16 protein-coding genes are annotated in these 16,183 nt (G+C 60.8%); 14 read left to right on the top strand and 2 right to left on the bottom strand.

The window, feature by feature from the left end; translation table 11 throughout:
• The first annotated feature begins 38 nt into the window (after window positions 1–38).
• From minC to K5Y35_RS26680, 8 genes are all read left to right on the top strand, one after another.
• On the top strand, window positions 39–776 hold the full coding sequence (gene minC / locus K5Y35_RS26645) for a septum site-determining protein MinC (protein WP_038367080.1): 738 nt from the start codon (window positions 39–41) through the stop codon (window positions 774–776).
• A gap of 169 nt (window positions 777–945) precedes the next feature.
• A complete protein-coding gene (gene minD, locus K5Y35_RS26650) occupies window positions 946–1,758 on the top strand; it encodes a septum site-determining protein MinD (RefSeq protein ID WP_096822931.1) in 813 nt (270 codons plus the stop codon).
• Entirely contained in the window at window positions 1,758–2,012 is a 255-nt protein-coding gene (gene minE / locus K5Y35_RS26655) for a cell division topological specificity factor MinE (protein WP_003223146.1), read from the top strand. The genes minD and minE overlap by 1 nt, the downstream gene beginning before the upstream one ends.
• A 91-nt stretch (window positions 2,013–2,103) precedes the next feature.
• Entirely contained in the window at window positions 2,104–2,739 is a 636-nt protein-coding gene (locus K5Y35_RS26660; RefSeq protein WP_007960625.1) for an RluA family pseudouridine synthase, read from the top strand.
• Window positions 2,740–2,854: 115 nt separating this feature from the next.
• The gene (locus K5Y35_RS26665) at window positions 2,855–4,144 is read left to right on the top strand and encodes a M18 family aminopeptidase (RefSeq protein WP_123467421.1); all 1,290 of its coding nucleotides are present in this window, start codon (window positions 2,855–2,857) and stop codon (window positions 4,142–4,144) included.
• Between the two features lie 137 nt (window positions 4,145–4,281).
• Window positions 4,282–4,458, top strand: a complete 177-nt coding sequence (locus K5Y35_RS26670; RefSeq protein WP_177490707.1) for a hypothetical protein — start codon at window positions 4,282–4,284, stop codon at window positions 4,456–4,458.
• A 77-nt stretch (window positions 4,459–4,535) separates the two neighbouring features.
• Window positions 4,536–6,689, top strand: a complete 2,154-nt coding sequence (locus tag K5Y35_RS26675) for a mechanosensitive ion channel family protein (RefSeq protein ID WP_222833363.1) — start codon at window positions 4,536–4,538, stop codon at window positions 6,687–6,689.
• Window positions 6,690–6,755: 66 nt separating this feature from the next.
• Entirely contained in the window at window positions 6,756–8,090 is a 1,335-nt protein-coding gene (locus tag K5Y35_RS26680; RefSeq protein WP_222833364.1) for an amidohydrolase, read from the top strand.
• 498 nt (window positions 8,091–8,588) lie between these two features.
• On the opposite strand, the gene K5Y35_RS26685 is transcribed toward K5Y35_RS26680, so the two are convergent.
• On the bottom strand, window positions 8,589–9,302 hold the full coding sequence (locus K5Y35_RS26685; RefSeq protein ID WP_123467427.1) for a UTRA domain-containing protein: 714 nt from the start codon (window positions 9,300–9,302) through the stop codon (window positions 8,589–8,591).
• A 351-nt stretch (window positions 9,303–9,653) separates the two neighbouring features.
• Between K5Y35_RS26685 and K5Y35_RS26690 the strand changes: the two genes are divergently transcribed.
• From K5Y35_RS26690 to K5Y35_RS26715, 6 genes are all read left to right on the top strand, one after another.
• Entirely contained in the window at window positions 9,654–10,721 is a 1,068-nt protein-coding gene (locus tag K5Y35_RS26690; RefSeq protein ID WP_123467429.1) for an ABC transporter substrate-binding protein, read from the top strand.
• Between the two features lie 176 nt (window positions 10,722–10,897).
• Complete coding sequence (locus K5Y35_RS26695) at window positions 10,898–11,704, top strand: alkaline phosphatase family protein (protein WP_222833365.1); 807 nt, start codon at window positions 10,898–10,900, stop codon at window positions 11,702–11,704.
• A gap of 5 nt (window positions 11,705–11,709) precedes the next feature.
• Entirely contained in the window at window positions 11,710–12,546 is an 837-nt protein-coding gene (locus K5Y35_RS26700; RefSeq protein ID WP_177490697.1) for an ABC transporter permease, read from the top strand.
• Entirely contained in the window at window positions 12,533–13,333 is an 801-nt protein-coding gene (locus K5Y35_RS26705) for an ABC transporter permease (protein WP_007965346.1), read from the top strand. Before K5Y35_RS26700 ends, K5Y35_RS26705 begins: the two co-directional genes overlap by 14 nt.
• The gene (locus K5Y35_RS26710; protein ID WP_222833366.1) at window positions 13,330–14,319 is read left to right on the top strand and encodes an ABC transporter ATP-binding protein; all 990 of its coding nucleotides are present in this window, start codon (window positions 13,330–13,332) and stop codon (window positions 14,317–14,319) included. Before K5Y35_RS26705 ends, K5Y35_RS26710 begins: the two co-directional genes overlap by 4 nt.
• Before the next feature lie 34 nt (window positions 14,320–14,353).
• Window positions 14,354–15,007: an HAD family hydrolase gene (locus K5Y35_RS26715; protein WP_128616332.1), complete on the top strand. Its 654-nt coding sequence runs from the start codon at window positions 14,354–14,356 to the stop codon at window positions 15,005–15,007.
• A 143-nt stretch (window positions 15,008–15,150) separates the two neighbouring features.
• On the opposite strand, the gene K5Y35_RS26720 is transcribed toward K5Y35_RS26715, so the two are convergent.
• Entirely contained in the window at window positions 15,151–16,113 is a 963-nt protein-coding gene (locus K5Y35_RS26720; protein ID WP_123467439.1) for a zinc-binding dehydrogenase, read from the bottom strand.
• Window positions 16,114–16,183: the final 70 nt, after the last annotated feature.

The raw sequence follows: 16,183 nt of genomic DNA on the forward strand, positions 1-16,183 counted from the left end.
GTCTCGGCACTTTTAGTGACAAGCCGTTGTATGCCGACATGAGCCAAACCGAACCGTTAGACCAAGATCCCGTATTCCAGCTCAAGGGCAGCATGCTGGCCATTACTGTGCTGGAACTGGCCCGTAACGACCTCGAAAGCCTCGATCGGCAATTGGCCGCCAAAGTCGCCCAGGCGCCGAATTTCTTCAGCAACGCGCCGCTGGTTCTGGCACTGGACAAACTGCCGCCGAGCGAAGGCGCGGTCGATCTGCCGGGGCTGATGCGCGTTTGCCGTCAGCACGGCCTGCGCACCCTGGCGATCCGCGCCAGCCGTATCGAAGACATTGCCGCGGCCATCGCCATCGACATCCCCGTACTGCCACCGTCCGGTGCCCGTGAACGGCCGCTGGAAACCCCGGAAGCGGAAGTCAAAAAGAAGCCGGAAAAACCGCCTGAGCCGACCATCAAACCGACCCGCGTCATCACCACGCCAGTACGTGGTGGCCAACAGATATACGCCCAGGGTGGCGATCTGGTGGTGGTGTCGTCGGTCAGTCCGGGGGCGGAACTTCTCGCCGATGGCAACATCCATGTATACGGCCCGATGCGTGGCCGTGCGCTGGCCGGCGTCAAGGGCGATACCAAGGCACGGATTTTCTGTCAGCAATTGAGCGCTGAACTGATCTCCATCGCAGGCCATTACAAGGTTTCCGAGGATTTGCGTCGTGATCCGATGTGGGGCTCGGGCGTACAGGTCAGCCTGTCGGGCGACGTGTTGAACATCATTCGGCTTTAACGGATACTGCCGCATTTTCCAAGCATCTCTAAAACGTAGCGAAAACGGCTCAAACGAAGTAGGAAAAAGGCCAAAAGCCGAATTCCAGCCAAGGCTGTCCGACTGCAGTAGTTTTCAAGAGATGTTTTTCAGGGGCTAAAAAGTCCTTCTTCCTTAGGGGTGAAACACCTTGGCCAAGATTCTCGTGGTTACATCCGGCAAGGGTGGTGTGGGTAAGACCACCACCAGCGCCGCTATCGGTACCGGCCTCGCTCTGCGCGGCCACAAAACAGTGATCGTCGACTTCGACGTGGGCCTGCGCAACCTTGACCTGATCATGGGTTGCGAACGCCGCGTGGTGTATGACTTCGTCAACGTGGTCAACGGCGAAGCCAACCTGCAACAGGCGCTGATCAAAGACAAGCGTCTGGAAAATCTTTACGTGCTGGCCGCCAGCCAGACCCGCGACAAAGACGCGCTGACCGTCGAAGGCGTGGAAAAAGTCCTGATGGAGCTCAAGGAGCAATTCGAGTTCGTCGTCTGCGACTCCCCGGCGGGCATCGAGAAAGGCGCACACCTGGCCATGTACTTCGCTGACGAAGCGATCGTCGTGACCAACCCGGAAGTGTCCTCGGTACGTGACTCGGACCGCATGCTCGGCCTGCTGGCGAGCAAATCGCGCCGCGCCGAACGTGGCGAAGACCCGATCAAGGAACACCTGCTGATCACCCGCTACCACCCGGAGCGTGTTGAAAAAGGCGAGATGCTGGGCGTTGAAGACGTCAAGGAAATCCTCTCGGTAACCCTGCTCGGCGTGATCCCGGAATCCCAGGCGGTGCTCAAGGCATCCAACCAGGGCGTGCCGGTGATCCTCGACGACCAGAGCGATGCTGGCCAGGCTTATAGCGATACCGTCGACCGCCTGCTGGGCAAAGACAAAGCACACCGGTTCCTCGATGTCGAGAAGAAGGGATTCTTCGAGCGCCTGTTTGGAGGTAGGTAATGAACCTTTTTGACTTCTTTCGTGCCAACAAAAAGCCAAGTACCGCCTCGGTAGCGAAAGAGCGTCTACAGATCATCGTGGCGCATGAGCGCGGCCAGCGCAGCACGCCGGATTACCTGCCAGCCTTGCAGAAGGAACTGGTCGACGTGATCCGCAAGTACGTCAACATCGGCAACGACGACGTACATGTTGCACTGGAAAGCCAGGGCAGTTGCTCGATTCTGGAACTCAACATCACCCTGCCTGATCGCTGAGTCGATCCGGCAGGAACGACGGCGGTTCAGGGCCATTCCCGTGCGGGAATGGCCCTGAACCGCCGTTGGCATTTGTTACGAGGCTGTTTTAATGCCGCTGTCCAACATCCGCATCATCCATCAGGACGCCGCCGTACTGGTGGTCGACAAACCGACGTTGCTGCTCTCGGTGCCCGGCCGCGCCGACGACAACAAGGACTGCCTGATTACCCGCCTGCAGGAAAACGGCTACCCGGAAGCGCGCATCGTCCATCGCCTGGACTGGGAAACTTCCGGCATCATTCTGCTGGCACGCGACGCCGACACGCATCGCGAACTGTCGCGGCAGTTTCACGACCGTGAAACCGAAAAGGCCTACACCGCCCTGGCCTGGGGTCAACCGGAACTCGACAGCGGCAGCATCGACCTGCCATTGCGCTACGACCCACCGACCAAACCGCGTCATGTGGTCGATCATGAGTTCGGCAAACACGCGCTGACCTTCTGGCGCGTGCTGGAACGCTGCGGCGACTGGTGTCGCGTCGAGCTGACGCCGATCACGGGGCGTTCGCATCAATTGCGCGTGCACATGCTGTCGATCGGGCACCCGTTGCTCGGTGATGGCCTCTACGCCCACGAGCAGGCGCTGGCGGCATGGCCACGGCTGTGCCTGCACGCGAGCATGCTCAGCTTCACCCATCCGCAAACCGGCGAACGCCTGCGCTTCGAGTGCCCGGCGCCGTTCTGACCAACACCGCAGCCCCTTGTAGGAGTGAGCCTGCTCACTCCTACAAGGATCCGGTGCAGATTCAATTCCCTGGCCGATGCGTTAAACTCCCGCCCATTGCTGTCTGGAGCTTCTTATGCGCGAAGAGTTGAACCAAGGCCTGATCGACTTCCTCAAGGCCTCCCCTACCCCGTTCCACGCCACCGCCAGCCTTGTTCAGCGTCTGGAGGCCGCCGGTTACGTGCGCCTCGACGAGCGTGAGCCGTGGAACACCGAGGCCAACGGCCGCTATTACGTCACCCGTAACGACTCCTCGATCGTCGCGATCAAAATGGGCCGCAACTCGCCGCTGTATGACGGTATCCGTCTGGTCGGCGCCCACACCGACAGCCCGTGCCTGCGGGTCAAGCCGCAACCGGAACTGCAACGTCAGGGCTTCTGGCAACTGGGCGTCGAAGTCTACGGCGGCGCACTGCTGGCACCATGGTTCGACCGCGACCTGTCGCTGGCCGGCCGTGTGACCTTCCGCCGTGACGGCAAGGTAGAGAGCCAGTTGATCGACTTCAAGGCACCGATCGCGATCATTCCCAATCTGGCCATTCACCTCAACCGTGAAGCCAACCAGGGCTGGGCGATCAACGCACAGACCGAACTGCCGCCGATCCTCGCGCAGTTCGCCGGTGACGAGCGTGTGGATTTCCGCGCCGTGCTGACCGATCAACTGGCCCGCGAACACGGCCTCAACGCCGACGTGGTGCTCGATTACGAGCTGAGCTTCTACGACACGCAAAGTGCCGCGGTGATTGGCCTGAACGGTGACTTCATCGCCGGTGCCCGTCTGGATAACCTGCTGTCCTGCTACGCCGGCCTGCAGGCCCTGCTGACCGCCGACACCGAAGAAACCTGCGTGCTGGTGTGCAACGATCACGAAGAAGTCGGTTCCTGCTCGGCCTGTGGCGCCGACGGCCCGATGCTCGAGCAGACCCTGCGCCGTCTGCTGCCGGAAGGTGACGAGTTCGTCCGCACCATCCAGAAATCCCTGCTGGTGTCGGCGGACAATGCCCACGGCGTGCACCCGAACTACTCGGAAAAGCATGACGCCAATCACGGCCCGAAACTCAACGCCGGTCCGGTGATCAAGGTCAACAGTAACCAGCGCTACGCCACCAACAGCGAAACCGCCGGTTTCTTCCGCCACCTGTGCATGGCCGAAGAAGTCCCGGTGCAGAGCTTCGTCGTGCGCAGCGACATGGGCTGCGGCTCGACCATCGGCCCGATCACCGCCAGCCACCTGGGCGTGCGCACGGTCGACATCGGCCTGCCGACCTTCGCCATGCACTCGATCCGCGAACTGTGCGGCAGCCATGACCTGGCGCACCTGGTCAAAGTTCTGAGCGCGTTCTACGCCTCCCGCGACTTGCCGTAAGCCCCTGCTGTGTGGCGAGGGAGCTTGCTCCCTCGCCACACGATCAGCGCAAAACCGGCTCTATTCTGATACACATCAGCCCGGTGCAGCGAAAACCGACCTAGACTTGAATCATTCCTTTCGACAAGGCAGTCACCATGATCTCGATGTCTTCATTCCACGCCATGCTCGTGCCCATCCTCACCGGGATGATCATGCTGGCCATCGGCTTCAACTTCCGCGACAAGAATGCTGGCGTCTTTGCCATGTGGGTCGGCATGCTGACGATCCTCGCCACCGTGGTCTACAAGATCCTCGCCAAACTCAACGAATAAATCCGCGCCCGGCTCGCATTGATAATGACGGGCTCGTACACTCCAGCGAATCCGCCCCTTGCGAGGTTGACCGCCTAGTGTTTGCTCGTCTTTTTGCTTTGCCCTGCCTGTTCCTCGTTTGCCTGATGACGCTGCTGCCGCTGGCGCCGGCCCATGCGGTCGGCCTGCCCGGTCTGCTCAACACCAGCAAAGCCCAGCCCGAAGCGCAGGAACCCCTCGGCCAGTCCCTCGACGAAGTCATCAAGTCGCTGGAAAACGACAAGCAACGCGCGCAACTGCTGACCGATCTGAAGAAGCTGCGCGACGCCACCAAAAAAGCCCAGGCCAGCCCCGAAGAAGGCGTGCTGGGCCTGATCGGCGGCACCCTGGCCAGTTTCGAAAAACAGTTCACCGGTGCCGACAGCCCACTGACTCGCTGGGGTAACGAGTTCGACCTGGCCAAGGACGAACTCGACAACCTGATGTTGCCGGCCAGTGAATGGCTGCCGATCATCTTCGCCTTCGCCGTGATCCTGATGGTCTGGAGCCTGCTCGCCGCTGCGCTGATCTGGCTCGGTCACCGGGTGCGCATGCGCTTTGGCCTGACCGAAGAACTGCCCCAGCACCCCAGGGCTCTCGACATGCTGCGCTTTGCCCTGCGCAAGCTCGGGCCGTGGCTGATTGCACTGGTCATCACCGTCTACATGAGCTACGCACTGCCATCTTCATTGGGCAAAAGCCTGGCGATGGTGCTGGCCTATGCCCTGGTGGTCGGCACCTGTTTCTCGGCGATCTGCGTGATCGCGTTTTCGCTGCTCGACGGCCCGCACCGGCACCGGGCGCTGTACATCCTGCGCCATCAGGCCTTCCGCCCGCTGTGGCTGATCGGCAGCTTCGCCGCGTTTGGTGAAGCGCTGAACGACCCGCGCCTGGTGGACAGCCTCGGCGTGCACCTGGCGCACACCACCGCGACCATTACCAATGTCCTCGCGGCGCTGTTCACCGGCCTGTTCATCCTGCGTTTCCGTCGGCCGATCGCGCACCTGATTCGCAACCAGCCGTTGTCACGGCGCCTGACCCGCCGGGCGCTGAGCGACACCATCGAAATCCTCGGCACCTTCTGGTATGTGCCGGCGCTGGTGCTGGTCGGCATCTCGCTGTTCGCCACCTTCGTCTCCGCCGGCGACACCAGCACCGCCTTGCGCCAGTCGCTGATCTGCACCGTGCTGCTGGTCATGTGCATGGTGATCAACGGCCTCGTGCGCCGGCATTCACTGAAACCGCAGCGCGGGCCGAAACGCCATGCGCTTTACTCGGAACGCCTGAAAAGCTTCTTCTACACCCTGGCGCATCTGCTGGTGTGGCTGGCCTTCATCGAACTTGGCCTGCGCGTCTGGGGCGAATCGCTGATCGGCTTCACCGAGGGCGAAGGGCATGACGTCAGCGTCAAACTGTTCAGTCTGATCGGCACGCTGATTTTCTCCTGGCTGATCTGGATCCTCGCCGACACCGCCGTGCACCACGCCCTCACCCGCTCGCGCAAAGGCCTGGCGAATGCCCGCGCACAGACGATGATGCCGCTGATCCGCAACGTGCTGTTCGTGGCGATTTTCATCATTGCGCTGATCGTCGCCCTGGCGAACATGGGCATGAACGTCACGCCGCTGCTGGCCGGTGCCGGTGTGATCGGTCTGGCCATCGGCTTCGGTGCACAGTCGCTGGTCGCCGACCTGATCACCGGTCTGTTCATCATCATTGAAGACTCGCTGGCGATCGACGACTACGTCGACGTCGGCGGCCACCTCGGCACCGTCGAAGGCCTGACCATTCGCACCGTGCGCCTGCGCGACATCGACGGCATCGTCCACACCATCCCGTTCAGCGAAATCAAAAGCATCAAGAACTACTCCCGGGAATTCGGCTACGCGATTTTCCGCGTGGCGGTGCCGTACAACATGGAAATCGACGACGCGATCAAACTGATGCGCGAAGTCGGCCAGAAAATGCGCACCGATCCCCTGCAGCGGCGCAACATCTGGTCACCACTGGAAATCCAGGGCGTGGAAAGCTTCGAGTCCGGCAGCGCGATCCTGCGCGCCCGCTTCAAGACCGCGCCGATTAAACAATGGGAAGTTTCCCGGGCGTTCAACCTGTCACTCAAACGCCACCTCGACGAGGCCGGCCTGGACCTGGCAACGCCGCGCATGAGCGTGCAAGTGATCACCGCCGGCGGTGGCCAGCCCAAGGAATAGCACTTGGGCGCGAGGTGCGGGTCACAGGCAGGGAAGCCAGAACAACAATAACCAAGGAGAAACCCGATGCAGCTCACCCGCCTGACCCAAGCCCTTCTACTCAGCCTTGTCGCCGGCCACGCCGCTGCCGCCACCCTGGACAGCAGCCGCGAACACATCGCCGCGCAGGCCAAGGCCCTTGAACCGGAACTGCTGGAAACCCGCCGCGACCTCCACGCCCACCCGGAACTCGGCAACAGCGAAAAACGCACCTCGGAGCTGGTCGCCAAACAGCTCAAGGCGCTGGGCCTGGAAGTCAAAACCAACGTCGCCCGCACCGGCGTGGTCGCCGTCCTCAAAGGCGCCCTGCCCGGCCCGACCGTGGCCCTGCGCGCCGATATGGACGCACTGCCGGTCAAGGAAGTCGCCGACCTGCCGTTCGCCTCGCAAGCCAAAGGTACCTACCTCGACAAACAAGTCGACGTGATGCACGCCTGCGGCCACGACGCCCACACTGCGATCCTGCTGAGTACAGCGAAAATTCTTACAGGCATGCGCGACACCTTGCCGGGCACCGTGGTGTTCTATTTCCAGCCCGCCGAAGAGGGCCCGAGCGACTTCATCCCCGACGGCAAAAACACCTGGGGCGCGAAAATGATGGTCGAGGAAGGCGTGATGAAATCACCGAAACCCGACGCCGTGTTCGGCCTGCACGTCTGGGCCGGCGTCCCCGCCGGCCAGATCGCCTACCGCCCGGGCGCCACCCTCGCCAGCTCCGACGACCTGCGCATCAAAATCCTCGGCAAACAAACCCACGCCGGCCGCCCCTGGGACGGCATCGACCCGATCACCGTCGGCGCACAAACCATCGTCGGCCTGCAAACCGTGGTCAGCCGCCGCACCGACATCTCGTCCTATCCGTCAGTCGTGAGCATCGGCACCATCAACGGCGGCACCCGCTACAACATCATTCCCGAATCCGTGGACATGAGCGGCACCATTCGCTCCTACGACTACGGCATCCGCCAGAAACTGCACGCAGACGTGCGCCAGACCATCGAAAAAATCGCCGAAAGCGGCGGCGCGAAAGCCGACGTGACCATCATCGAAAAATACGACCCGACCATCAACTACCCGGCACTGACGGAGAAAATGCTGCCTACGTTGAAATGGGCAGCCAAGGATGACGTGGTAAATGCACCCTTGGTGGGCGGCGCGGAAGACTTCTCGTTCTTTGCCAAGGAAGTGCCGGGGCTGTTCGTGTTTCTCGGGGTGACACCGCGGGATCAAGACATGAGCAAAGCCTCGCCGAATCACAATCCGGGGTTCTTTGTGGATGAGTCGGCGCTGGTGGTGGGCGTGAGGACGATGGCGTCGTTGGCGACGGATTATTTGTATGCCAATGCGGGGGCAGGCAAGTAGGTTTGAGATGACTGTGGGGGCGCTTTCGCGAGCAGGCTCGCTCCCACATTTAGACCGTGTGCAGCCTGCCAGAAATTGGTCGGCTGTCAGGCCGCCATCGCTGGCAAGCCAGCTCCCACAGGGATTGAGTTCACCGTTAGATATTCGTATCGCTTCGGCTTCTCACCACTCAACACAATGAGCGTTAGCTCGAGTACCGCTTTTGATCTTGATCCACGGGCGACGTCGGAAGGCTGAGTGGAGGGATTGATCCGGGGGGTGGGAGCGCAGCGACCGTTTGGCGCAGCCAAACACAGCGAGAGGAGGTGCAGCGAAGCAAACCGTAGGCGCTGCGCCCGGATCGATCCCGGAGCGAAGGAACCCCGAGCATTAGCGAGCGGGCCGGACGTAGGAGCAAGCCTTTTTGGTTACTTTTTCGGCGTCTGGAAAAAGTGACCCGCCGTAAGGGCGGAACCCTAATCAGCAACACCCGAAGCAACGGATATGCCCCCAAAACGATCAAACCACATCAACCGATACGTGAATCGCATCATGCCGCCAAAACTCCAGATCACAATCAATCAACCGCTCATGCTGATCATAATTGACCCGAGCAATCCTCAACCCCGGGCTCCCGACAGAAACACGCAACGCCGCCGCTGCATCCACCGACAATGAAGTCGGCACAATCTCGAACCGCACCCGCCCATAGTGCAAATCGTAATGCCGCGCATACAACTCGGTAATCGACTGATTCAAATCGAACCCCAGAATCCCCGGAAAAAACTGCGGATTCAGATAGTGCTCCACATACAACACCAGCCGCCCGTCAATCCGCCGTGACCGGCAAATCTGAATCACGCTGGACAGCGCCGGCAACTGCAACCACTCACACACCGCCGCCGACGCCGGCTGCAGGCGCGCCGAAATCACCTCGGTCGACGGCACCCGCCCCTGCGCACTGACCATCGCGTGAAAGTGACTGCGCTGCATCAGGTTGTACGCCAGGCGCGGCGGCGAAACGAACCAGCCACGCCGCTCCTCACGATAAATCTGCCCTTGCGCCTCCAGTTGCAACAACGCCTCGCGCACCGTAATCCGCGTCGTACCAAACAACTCACTGAGCTTGCGCTCGGCCGGCAACTTGCTGCCGGGCGCGAGAAGTCCGTGGTCGAGTTGCTCCTGCAACACCTGGCCAATGGCTGTCACCGCTTTTGTTGCCTCATCGCGCATCAACGTTACCTATCTGGACTAGACCAGCACTGTTTCGGGGCAAAACCTGGCGGCCAATGAACCGTTTCCGCGTGTGGAAAGCCTAGGCAGTGCAGATGACCGAAAGATGACAAAGCTGCCGAACGGTCGTACTCACGGCTTGCAATACATCGGCCAAGTCCCTTGCCGGCCGGGCCTTTGAGCCTGGTCTACGCTTACGGGGCAGTCACCGATCCGGCGCAATTAAAACGCCTGAAGCACGGCCGCCGACATGAAAGTGTCATCCAGCCCCCTTAAATTGGCTCAGGTATTGCTGACCTAGACCAACACAAACCGCAATCGCAGCGTTGAACACGACCAAGGAGCTTCGGAATGAAACAGCTTTTCCTGGCAACACTGTTAGGCTCGACCATTGCAATGTGCACCGCCGCCATGGCGGCCGACACCGACCTCAAAACCCTCGAAGCCGCTGCGAAAGCGGAAGGCGCCGTCAACAGCGTCGGCATGCCCGATGACTGGGCCAACTGGAAAGGCACCTGGGAAGACCTGGCCAAGACCTACGGCCTGAAACACATCGACACCGACATGAGCTCGGCCCAGGAAATCGCCAAGTTCGCCGCTGAAAAGGACAACGCCACCGCCGACATCGGCGACGTCGGTGCCGCCTTCGGCCCGATCGCGGTCAAGCAGGGCGTGGTGCAACCGTACAAGCCAAGCACCTGGGAGCAGATTCCGGCATGGGCCAAGGACAAGGACGGCAACTGGGCGCTGGCCTACACCGGCACCATCGCCTTCATCGTCAACAAAAAGCTGCTGCACGGCTCCGAAGTACCGACCAAATGGGCTGACCTCAAGGGCGGCAAATACAAGGTTTCGATCGGTGACGTGAGCACCGCCGCGCAAGCCGCCAACGGTGTACTGGCCGCGGCCCTGGCCAACGGCGGCGACGAGAAGAACCTCCAGCCGGCCCTGCTGCTGTTTGCAGACATCGCCAAGCAGGGTCGCCTGTCGATGGCCAACCCGACCATCGCCACCATGGAAAAAGGCGAGATCGAAGTCGGTGTGGTCTGGGACTTCAACGGCCTGAGCTACAAGGCCAAGATGGCCAACCCGGATGACTACGTGGTGCTGATCCCGTCCGACGGCTCGGTGATCTCCGGCTACACCACCATCATCAACAAGTACGCGAAAAACCCGAACGCCGCCAAGCTGACCCGCGAATACATCTTCAGCGACGCCGGCCAGACCAACCTGGCGCGCGGCAACGCCCGTCCGATCCGCGCCGAGCACCTGCAACTGCCGGAAGACGTGAAAGCCAAGCTGCTGCCGAACGAGCAGTACAAGAAGGTCACGCCGATCAAGGACGCCGACGCGTGGGAAAAAACCTCCAAGGCCCTGCCACAGAAGTGGAACGAAGAAGTCATCGTCGAGATGAAGTGATGGCTTGACCCACTGTTTGATCCGACAAAGATCCCTGTGGGAGCGAGCTTGCTCGCGAATGCGGTTATTCATTCAGCATTGATGTTGGCTGACATGACGCCTTCGCGAGCAAGCTCGCTCCCACAAGGGATTGAGTTGATTTCGGAATATTTGAATTTCGCGGAGTTGTTGCCCCTATGAAACACAACGTCATCCTTGTCGTGCTCGACGGCCTCAACTACGAGGTCGCACGTCACGCCATGGGGCATCTGCAAGCTTATGTAGGCGCAGGACGCGCCGCGCTCTACCAGTTGGAGTGCGAGCTGCCGGCCCTGTCCCGACCGCTTTACGAATGCATCCTCACCGGCGTAACGCCAATCGACAGCGGTATTGTCCACAACGATGTCTCGCGCCTGTCCAACCAGCGCAGCATCTACCACTACGCCCGCGACGCCGGCCTGAAAACCGCCGCTGCGGCCTATCACTGGGTCAGCGAGCTGTACAACCGCTCGCCATTCGTGGCCGCCCGCGACCGTCACACCGACGATCCGGCGCTGCCGATCCAGCACGGACATTTCTACTGGAATGACCACTATCCGGATTCACACCTGTTCGCTGACGCGGAAAACCTGCGCCTGCGCCATGCGCCGAACTTCCTGCTGATCCACCCGATGAACATCGACGATGCCGGCCACAAGCACGGCCTCGACACCCCGCAATACCGCAACAGCGCCCGCTTCGCCGACATCATCCTGGCCGACTACCTGCAAGGCTGGCTCGATGCCGGCTATCAAGTGCTGGTGACTGCCGACCACGGCATGAACAACGACCGCTCGCACAACGGCCTGCTGCCGGAAGAACGCCAAGTGCCGCTGTTCGTCCTTGGTAACGCCTTCAGCCTCAACACTGACGCCGCGCCGAAACAGATCGACATTTGCGGCACGGTCTGCGAACTGCTCGGCGTGCCCCACGACAAACCTGTGTGCCGGGAGTTGCTCAAGTGAATGCCATGACTCGCGGCAAATGGCTCGCGGCCCTGTGCCTGGTGCCCTTCGCTCTGTTCTTTATCGTGTTCGAAATCGCCCCGCTGGTCTGGGTGATGATCAACAGCCTGCAGTCGGAAGAGTTCGGCTGGGGCTTCGCCAACTTCAGCAAGATCTTCAGCTCGAAGTTCTATTTGCAGGCGATCCAGTACAGCCTCGAGATCAGCTTCTGGTCGAGCGTGTTCGGCATCATCATCGCCGTGCTCGGTGCGTATTCCCTGCGCCGGGTCGATTCGAAACTGCGCAACTTCGTGAATGCCTTCGCCAACATGACCAGCAACTTCGCCGGCGTGCCCCTGGCCTTTGCGTTCATCATTCTGCTCGGGTTCAACGGCAGCATCACCCTCATGCTCAAGCAGGCGGGAATCATCGAGGATTTCAACCTGTACTCGAAAACCGGCCTGATCATCCTCTACACCTACTTCCAGATCCCGCTCGGCGTGCTGCTGCTCTACCCGGCCTTCGACGCCCTGCGTGAAGACTGGCGCGAATCCGCCGCGCTGCTCGGCGCCAACGGCTGGCAGTTCTGGCGCCACATCGGCCTGCCGGTGCTGACCCCGGCCCTGCTCGGCACCTTCGTGATCCTGCTGGCCAACGCCCTCGGCGCCTACGCCACGGTGTACGCGTTGACCACCGGCAACTTCAACGTGCTGCCGATCCGCATCGCGGCGATGGTCTCCGGCGACATTTCGCTGGACCCGAACCTGGCCAGCGCGCTGGCCGTGGTGCTGGTAGCGCTGATGACCATCGTCACCGTCGTGCATCAACTGCTGTTGAAGAGGAGCTACCATGTCTCGCGCTGAATCCGGCCCGGCCGGCGTCTACCACCGCGTCGTGGTTTATCTGCTGTTCGCGATCCTGTTGCTGCCGCTGGTTGGCACGCTGATCTACTCGATCGCCAGCAGCTGGTCGGCGACTATCTTGCCCAGCGGCTTCACCTTCAAGTGGTATCTGCAGTTGTGGAGCGATCCACGCTTCCTGCACGCTTTCGGCCAATCGTTGCTGGTGTGCGTCGGCGCGCTGGTGCTGTCGGTGGTGCTGATTCTGCCGCTATTGTTCGTGGTGCATTACCACTTCCCGAAACTCGATGCGCTGATGAACATCCTGATCCTGCTGCCCTTCGCGGTGCCGCCGGTGGTGTCGTCGGTGGGGCTGTTGCAGCTCTACGGTTCCGGGCCGCTGGCGATGGTCGGCACGCCATGGATCCTGATCGGTTGCTACTTCACCGTGGCGCTGCCGTTCATGTACCGCGCGATCACCAACAACCTGCAGGCGATCAACCTGCGCGACCTGATGGACGCCGCGCAACTGCTCGGCGCCAGCACCTTTCAGGCGGCCTTCCTTGTAGTGCTGCCGAACCTGCGCAAAGGTCTGATGGTCGCGTTGCTGTTGTCGTTCTCGTTCCTGTTCGGTGAATTCGTGTTCGCCAACATCCTCGTCGGCACACGCTACGAAACCCTGCAGGTGTACCTCAACAACATGCGCAACAGCAGCGGTCACTTCACCAGTGCGCTGGTGATCTCGTATTTCTTTTTCGTGCTGGTCCTGACCTGGATCGCCAACATCTTGAACAAGGACAAAAGCGAATGAGCTATGTCAGCGTCCAGAACCTGAAGAAAAACTACGCGGGCACCACGGTGTTCAGCGACATCAATTGCGAAATCAACAAGGGCGAATTCGTCACCCTGCTCGGCCCGTCGGGTTGCGGCAAGTCCACGCTGCTGCGCTGCATTGCCGGCCTGACGCCGGTGGATGGCGGCAAGATCCTCCTTGATAACGTCGACATCGTGCCACTGAGCCCGCAAAAACGCGGGATCGGCATGGTGTTCCAGAGCTACGCGCTATTCCCCAACATGACCGTCGAGCAGAACGTTGCCTTCGGTCTGCGCATGCAGAAGGTCAATGCCGACGACAGCCATAAACGCGTTGCCGAAGTGTTGAAACTGGTTGAACTGCACGACTTCGCCAGTCGCTATCCGCACCAGCTCTCCGGCGGTCAGTGCCAACGTGTCGCCCTCGCCCGCTCGCTGGTCACGCGCCCGCGTCTGTTGCTGCTGGATGAACCGCTGTCGGCCCTTGATGCACGAATTCGTAAACACTTGCGTGAACAGATCCGCCAGATCCAGCGCGAACTCGGCCTGACCACAATCTTCGTCACCCACGATCAGGAAGAAGCGCTGACCATGTCTGACCGGATTTTCCTGATGAACCAAGGGAAAATCGTCCAGAGCGGCGACGCCGAAACCCTGTACACCGCGCCGGTCGATCTATTCGCCGCCGGTTTCATCGGCAACTACAACCTGCTCGACGCCGACAGTGCCTCGAAACTGCTGCAACGGCCGATCAACCACCGCATCGCGATTCGCCCGGAAGCCATCGAATTGAGCCTCAACGGCGAACTGGATGCGCAGATCCGCAGCCACAGCCTGCTCGGCAACGTCATCCGCTACCGGGTCGAGGCGCGCGGCGTGGAACTGGTGGTGGACGTGCTCAACCGCTCGGCGGCGGATCTGCACCCCGACGGTCAGCGCCTGGCGCTTTCCATCGATCCGACAGCCCTGTGTGAGGTAGCCTGATGACTTTGCTGACGTTGAAGAGAGAACTGCACTGATGGCTTTGGCAATTTTTGATCTGGACGAAACCCTGATCCACGGCGACTGCGCCACCCTCTGGAGCGAACAGATGGGTCGCCTGGGCTGGGTCGATCCCGAGTCGTTCATGCGCAAGAACAATGAACTGATGGACGCCTACAGCCATGGCAAATTGCGCATGGAAGAGTACATGGCGTTCAGCCTTGAGCCGCTGATCGGTCGCCCCCCGGAAGAGGTCGAACATCTGGTCGGTCCGTGGGTGGAAGACTTCATCGAACCGATCATCTTCAGCGACGCGACCAAAACCATTGCCGCCCATCGCAAGGCCGGCGACCGGATCCTGGTGATCTCGGCCTCGGGCACGCACCTGGTCAAACCGATTGCCGAACGTCTGGGCATCGACGAGATTCTGGGCATCGAACTGGACGTTGCCCATGGCGTTTACAGCGGTCAGACCGTCGGCACCCTGACCTACCGCGAAGGCAAAATCACCCGCTTGCTGGAATGGCTGGATGCCGAGGAAGAGAACCTCGAGGGCGCAAGCTTCTATTCCGACTCACGCAATGATCTGCCGTTGCTGCTGAAGGTGGATTTCCCGCACGTGGTCAATCCGGATCCGGTGTTGCTGGAGCATGCCGAAAAGGCCGGTTGGCCGATCCATCTGTGGAAATGACAAAGATTTAATCTGCACAGGCAGGTTGATATTCCAAACCTGAGTTCGACCCGATGCATCAGGTCGATGTAGCCCAGCAGAACAACCCGGTCAGTCCCCTCTCCCTATGGGAGAGGGTTAGGGTGAGGGGCTTTTCCCTGCTGTCAGCTCAGACTTTCATCAATCACCAACACCAATTTCCCGGAAACCGTATTACTCGCTAACTCCGCAAACGCCGCCTCGGCATCCTTCACCGGGAAAGCCTTGGCCAACTGCGGACTCAAGCGCCCCTCTGCAAACAACGGCCACACCTGCTGGCCCAGATCACTCAACAAATCCGCCTTGAACTGATCATCGCGACTGCGCAACGTCGAGCCCAGCAGTTGCACACGCTTGGCCAAGACCTGCGCCAGATCCAGTTTTGCCTCACGGCCGCCCATCAAACCGATCAATACCCAGCGTCCATCCAGCGCCATCAGCTTGAGGTTGAGCGCCGAGTAGTTGCCTCCTACCGGATCGAGAATCACATCGAACGGGCCGAAATCGCGCAGGCTTTCCAGATCGTCGGTACGCACGACCCCGCCCTGGGCCCCCAGCGCCTCACAGTAAGCCAGCCGCTCGGCAGAACCGACGCTGACCCAGCACGGATTGCCAAAGGCTTTGCACAGCTGAATGGCGGCTGAACCGATTCCACTGGCGCCAGCGTGCAAGAGAACCTTCTCACCCGGCTTGAGCGCCGCAAGTTGAAACACATTCAGCCAGACTGTTGCATAAACCTCAGGCAATGCGGCGGCCTCGATCAACGACACGCCTTCGGGCACGGGCAGCACATGCCGTCCGTCGACGACCACCTCTTCGGCCATCCCGCCCCCGGCCAACAAGGCGCAAACCCGATCGCCGACCTGCCACGAACTGCCCGCGCCGACCTCGCTGATCACCCCCGAGCACTCAAGGCCGAGCACTTGGCTGGCGCCAGGCGGTGGCGGATAGAGCCCGGCTTTTTGTAATAAATCGGCGCGATTGAGGCCGGCTGCCGCCACGCGGATGCGGACTTGTCCTACATCACATGTAGGACTCGGCTCTTCAACCCATGCCACTTGACCTTCAACGCCTTGCAATGCCTTCACAGTGCCTCCATAGTGAGTCTGGACTGAGCCCGAAGCTGTAGCGCCGGGCTTTTTGCATTATGCGACCGGC

Source organism: Pseudomonas sp. SC3(2021) (genome assembly GCF_019856535.1).
Lineage (GTDB): Bacteria > Pseudomonadota > Gammaproteobacteria > Pseudomonadales > Pseudomonadaceae > Aquipseudomonas > Aquipseudomonas monsensis.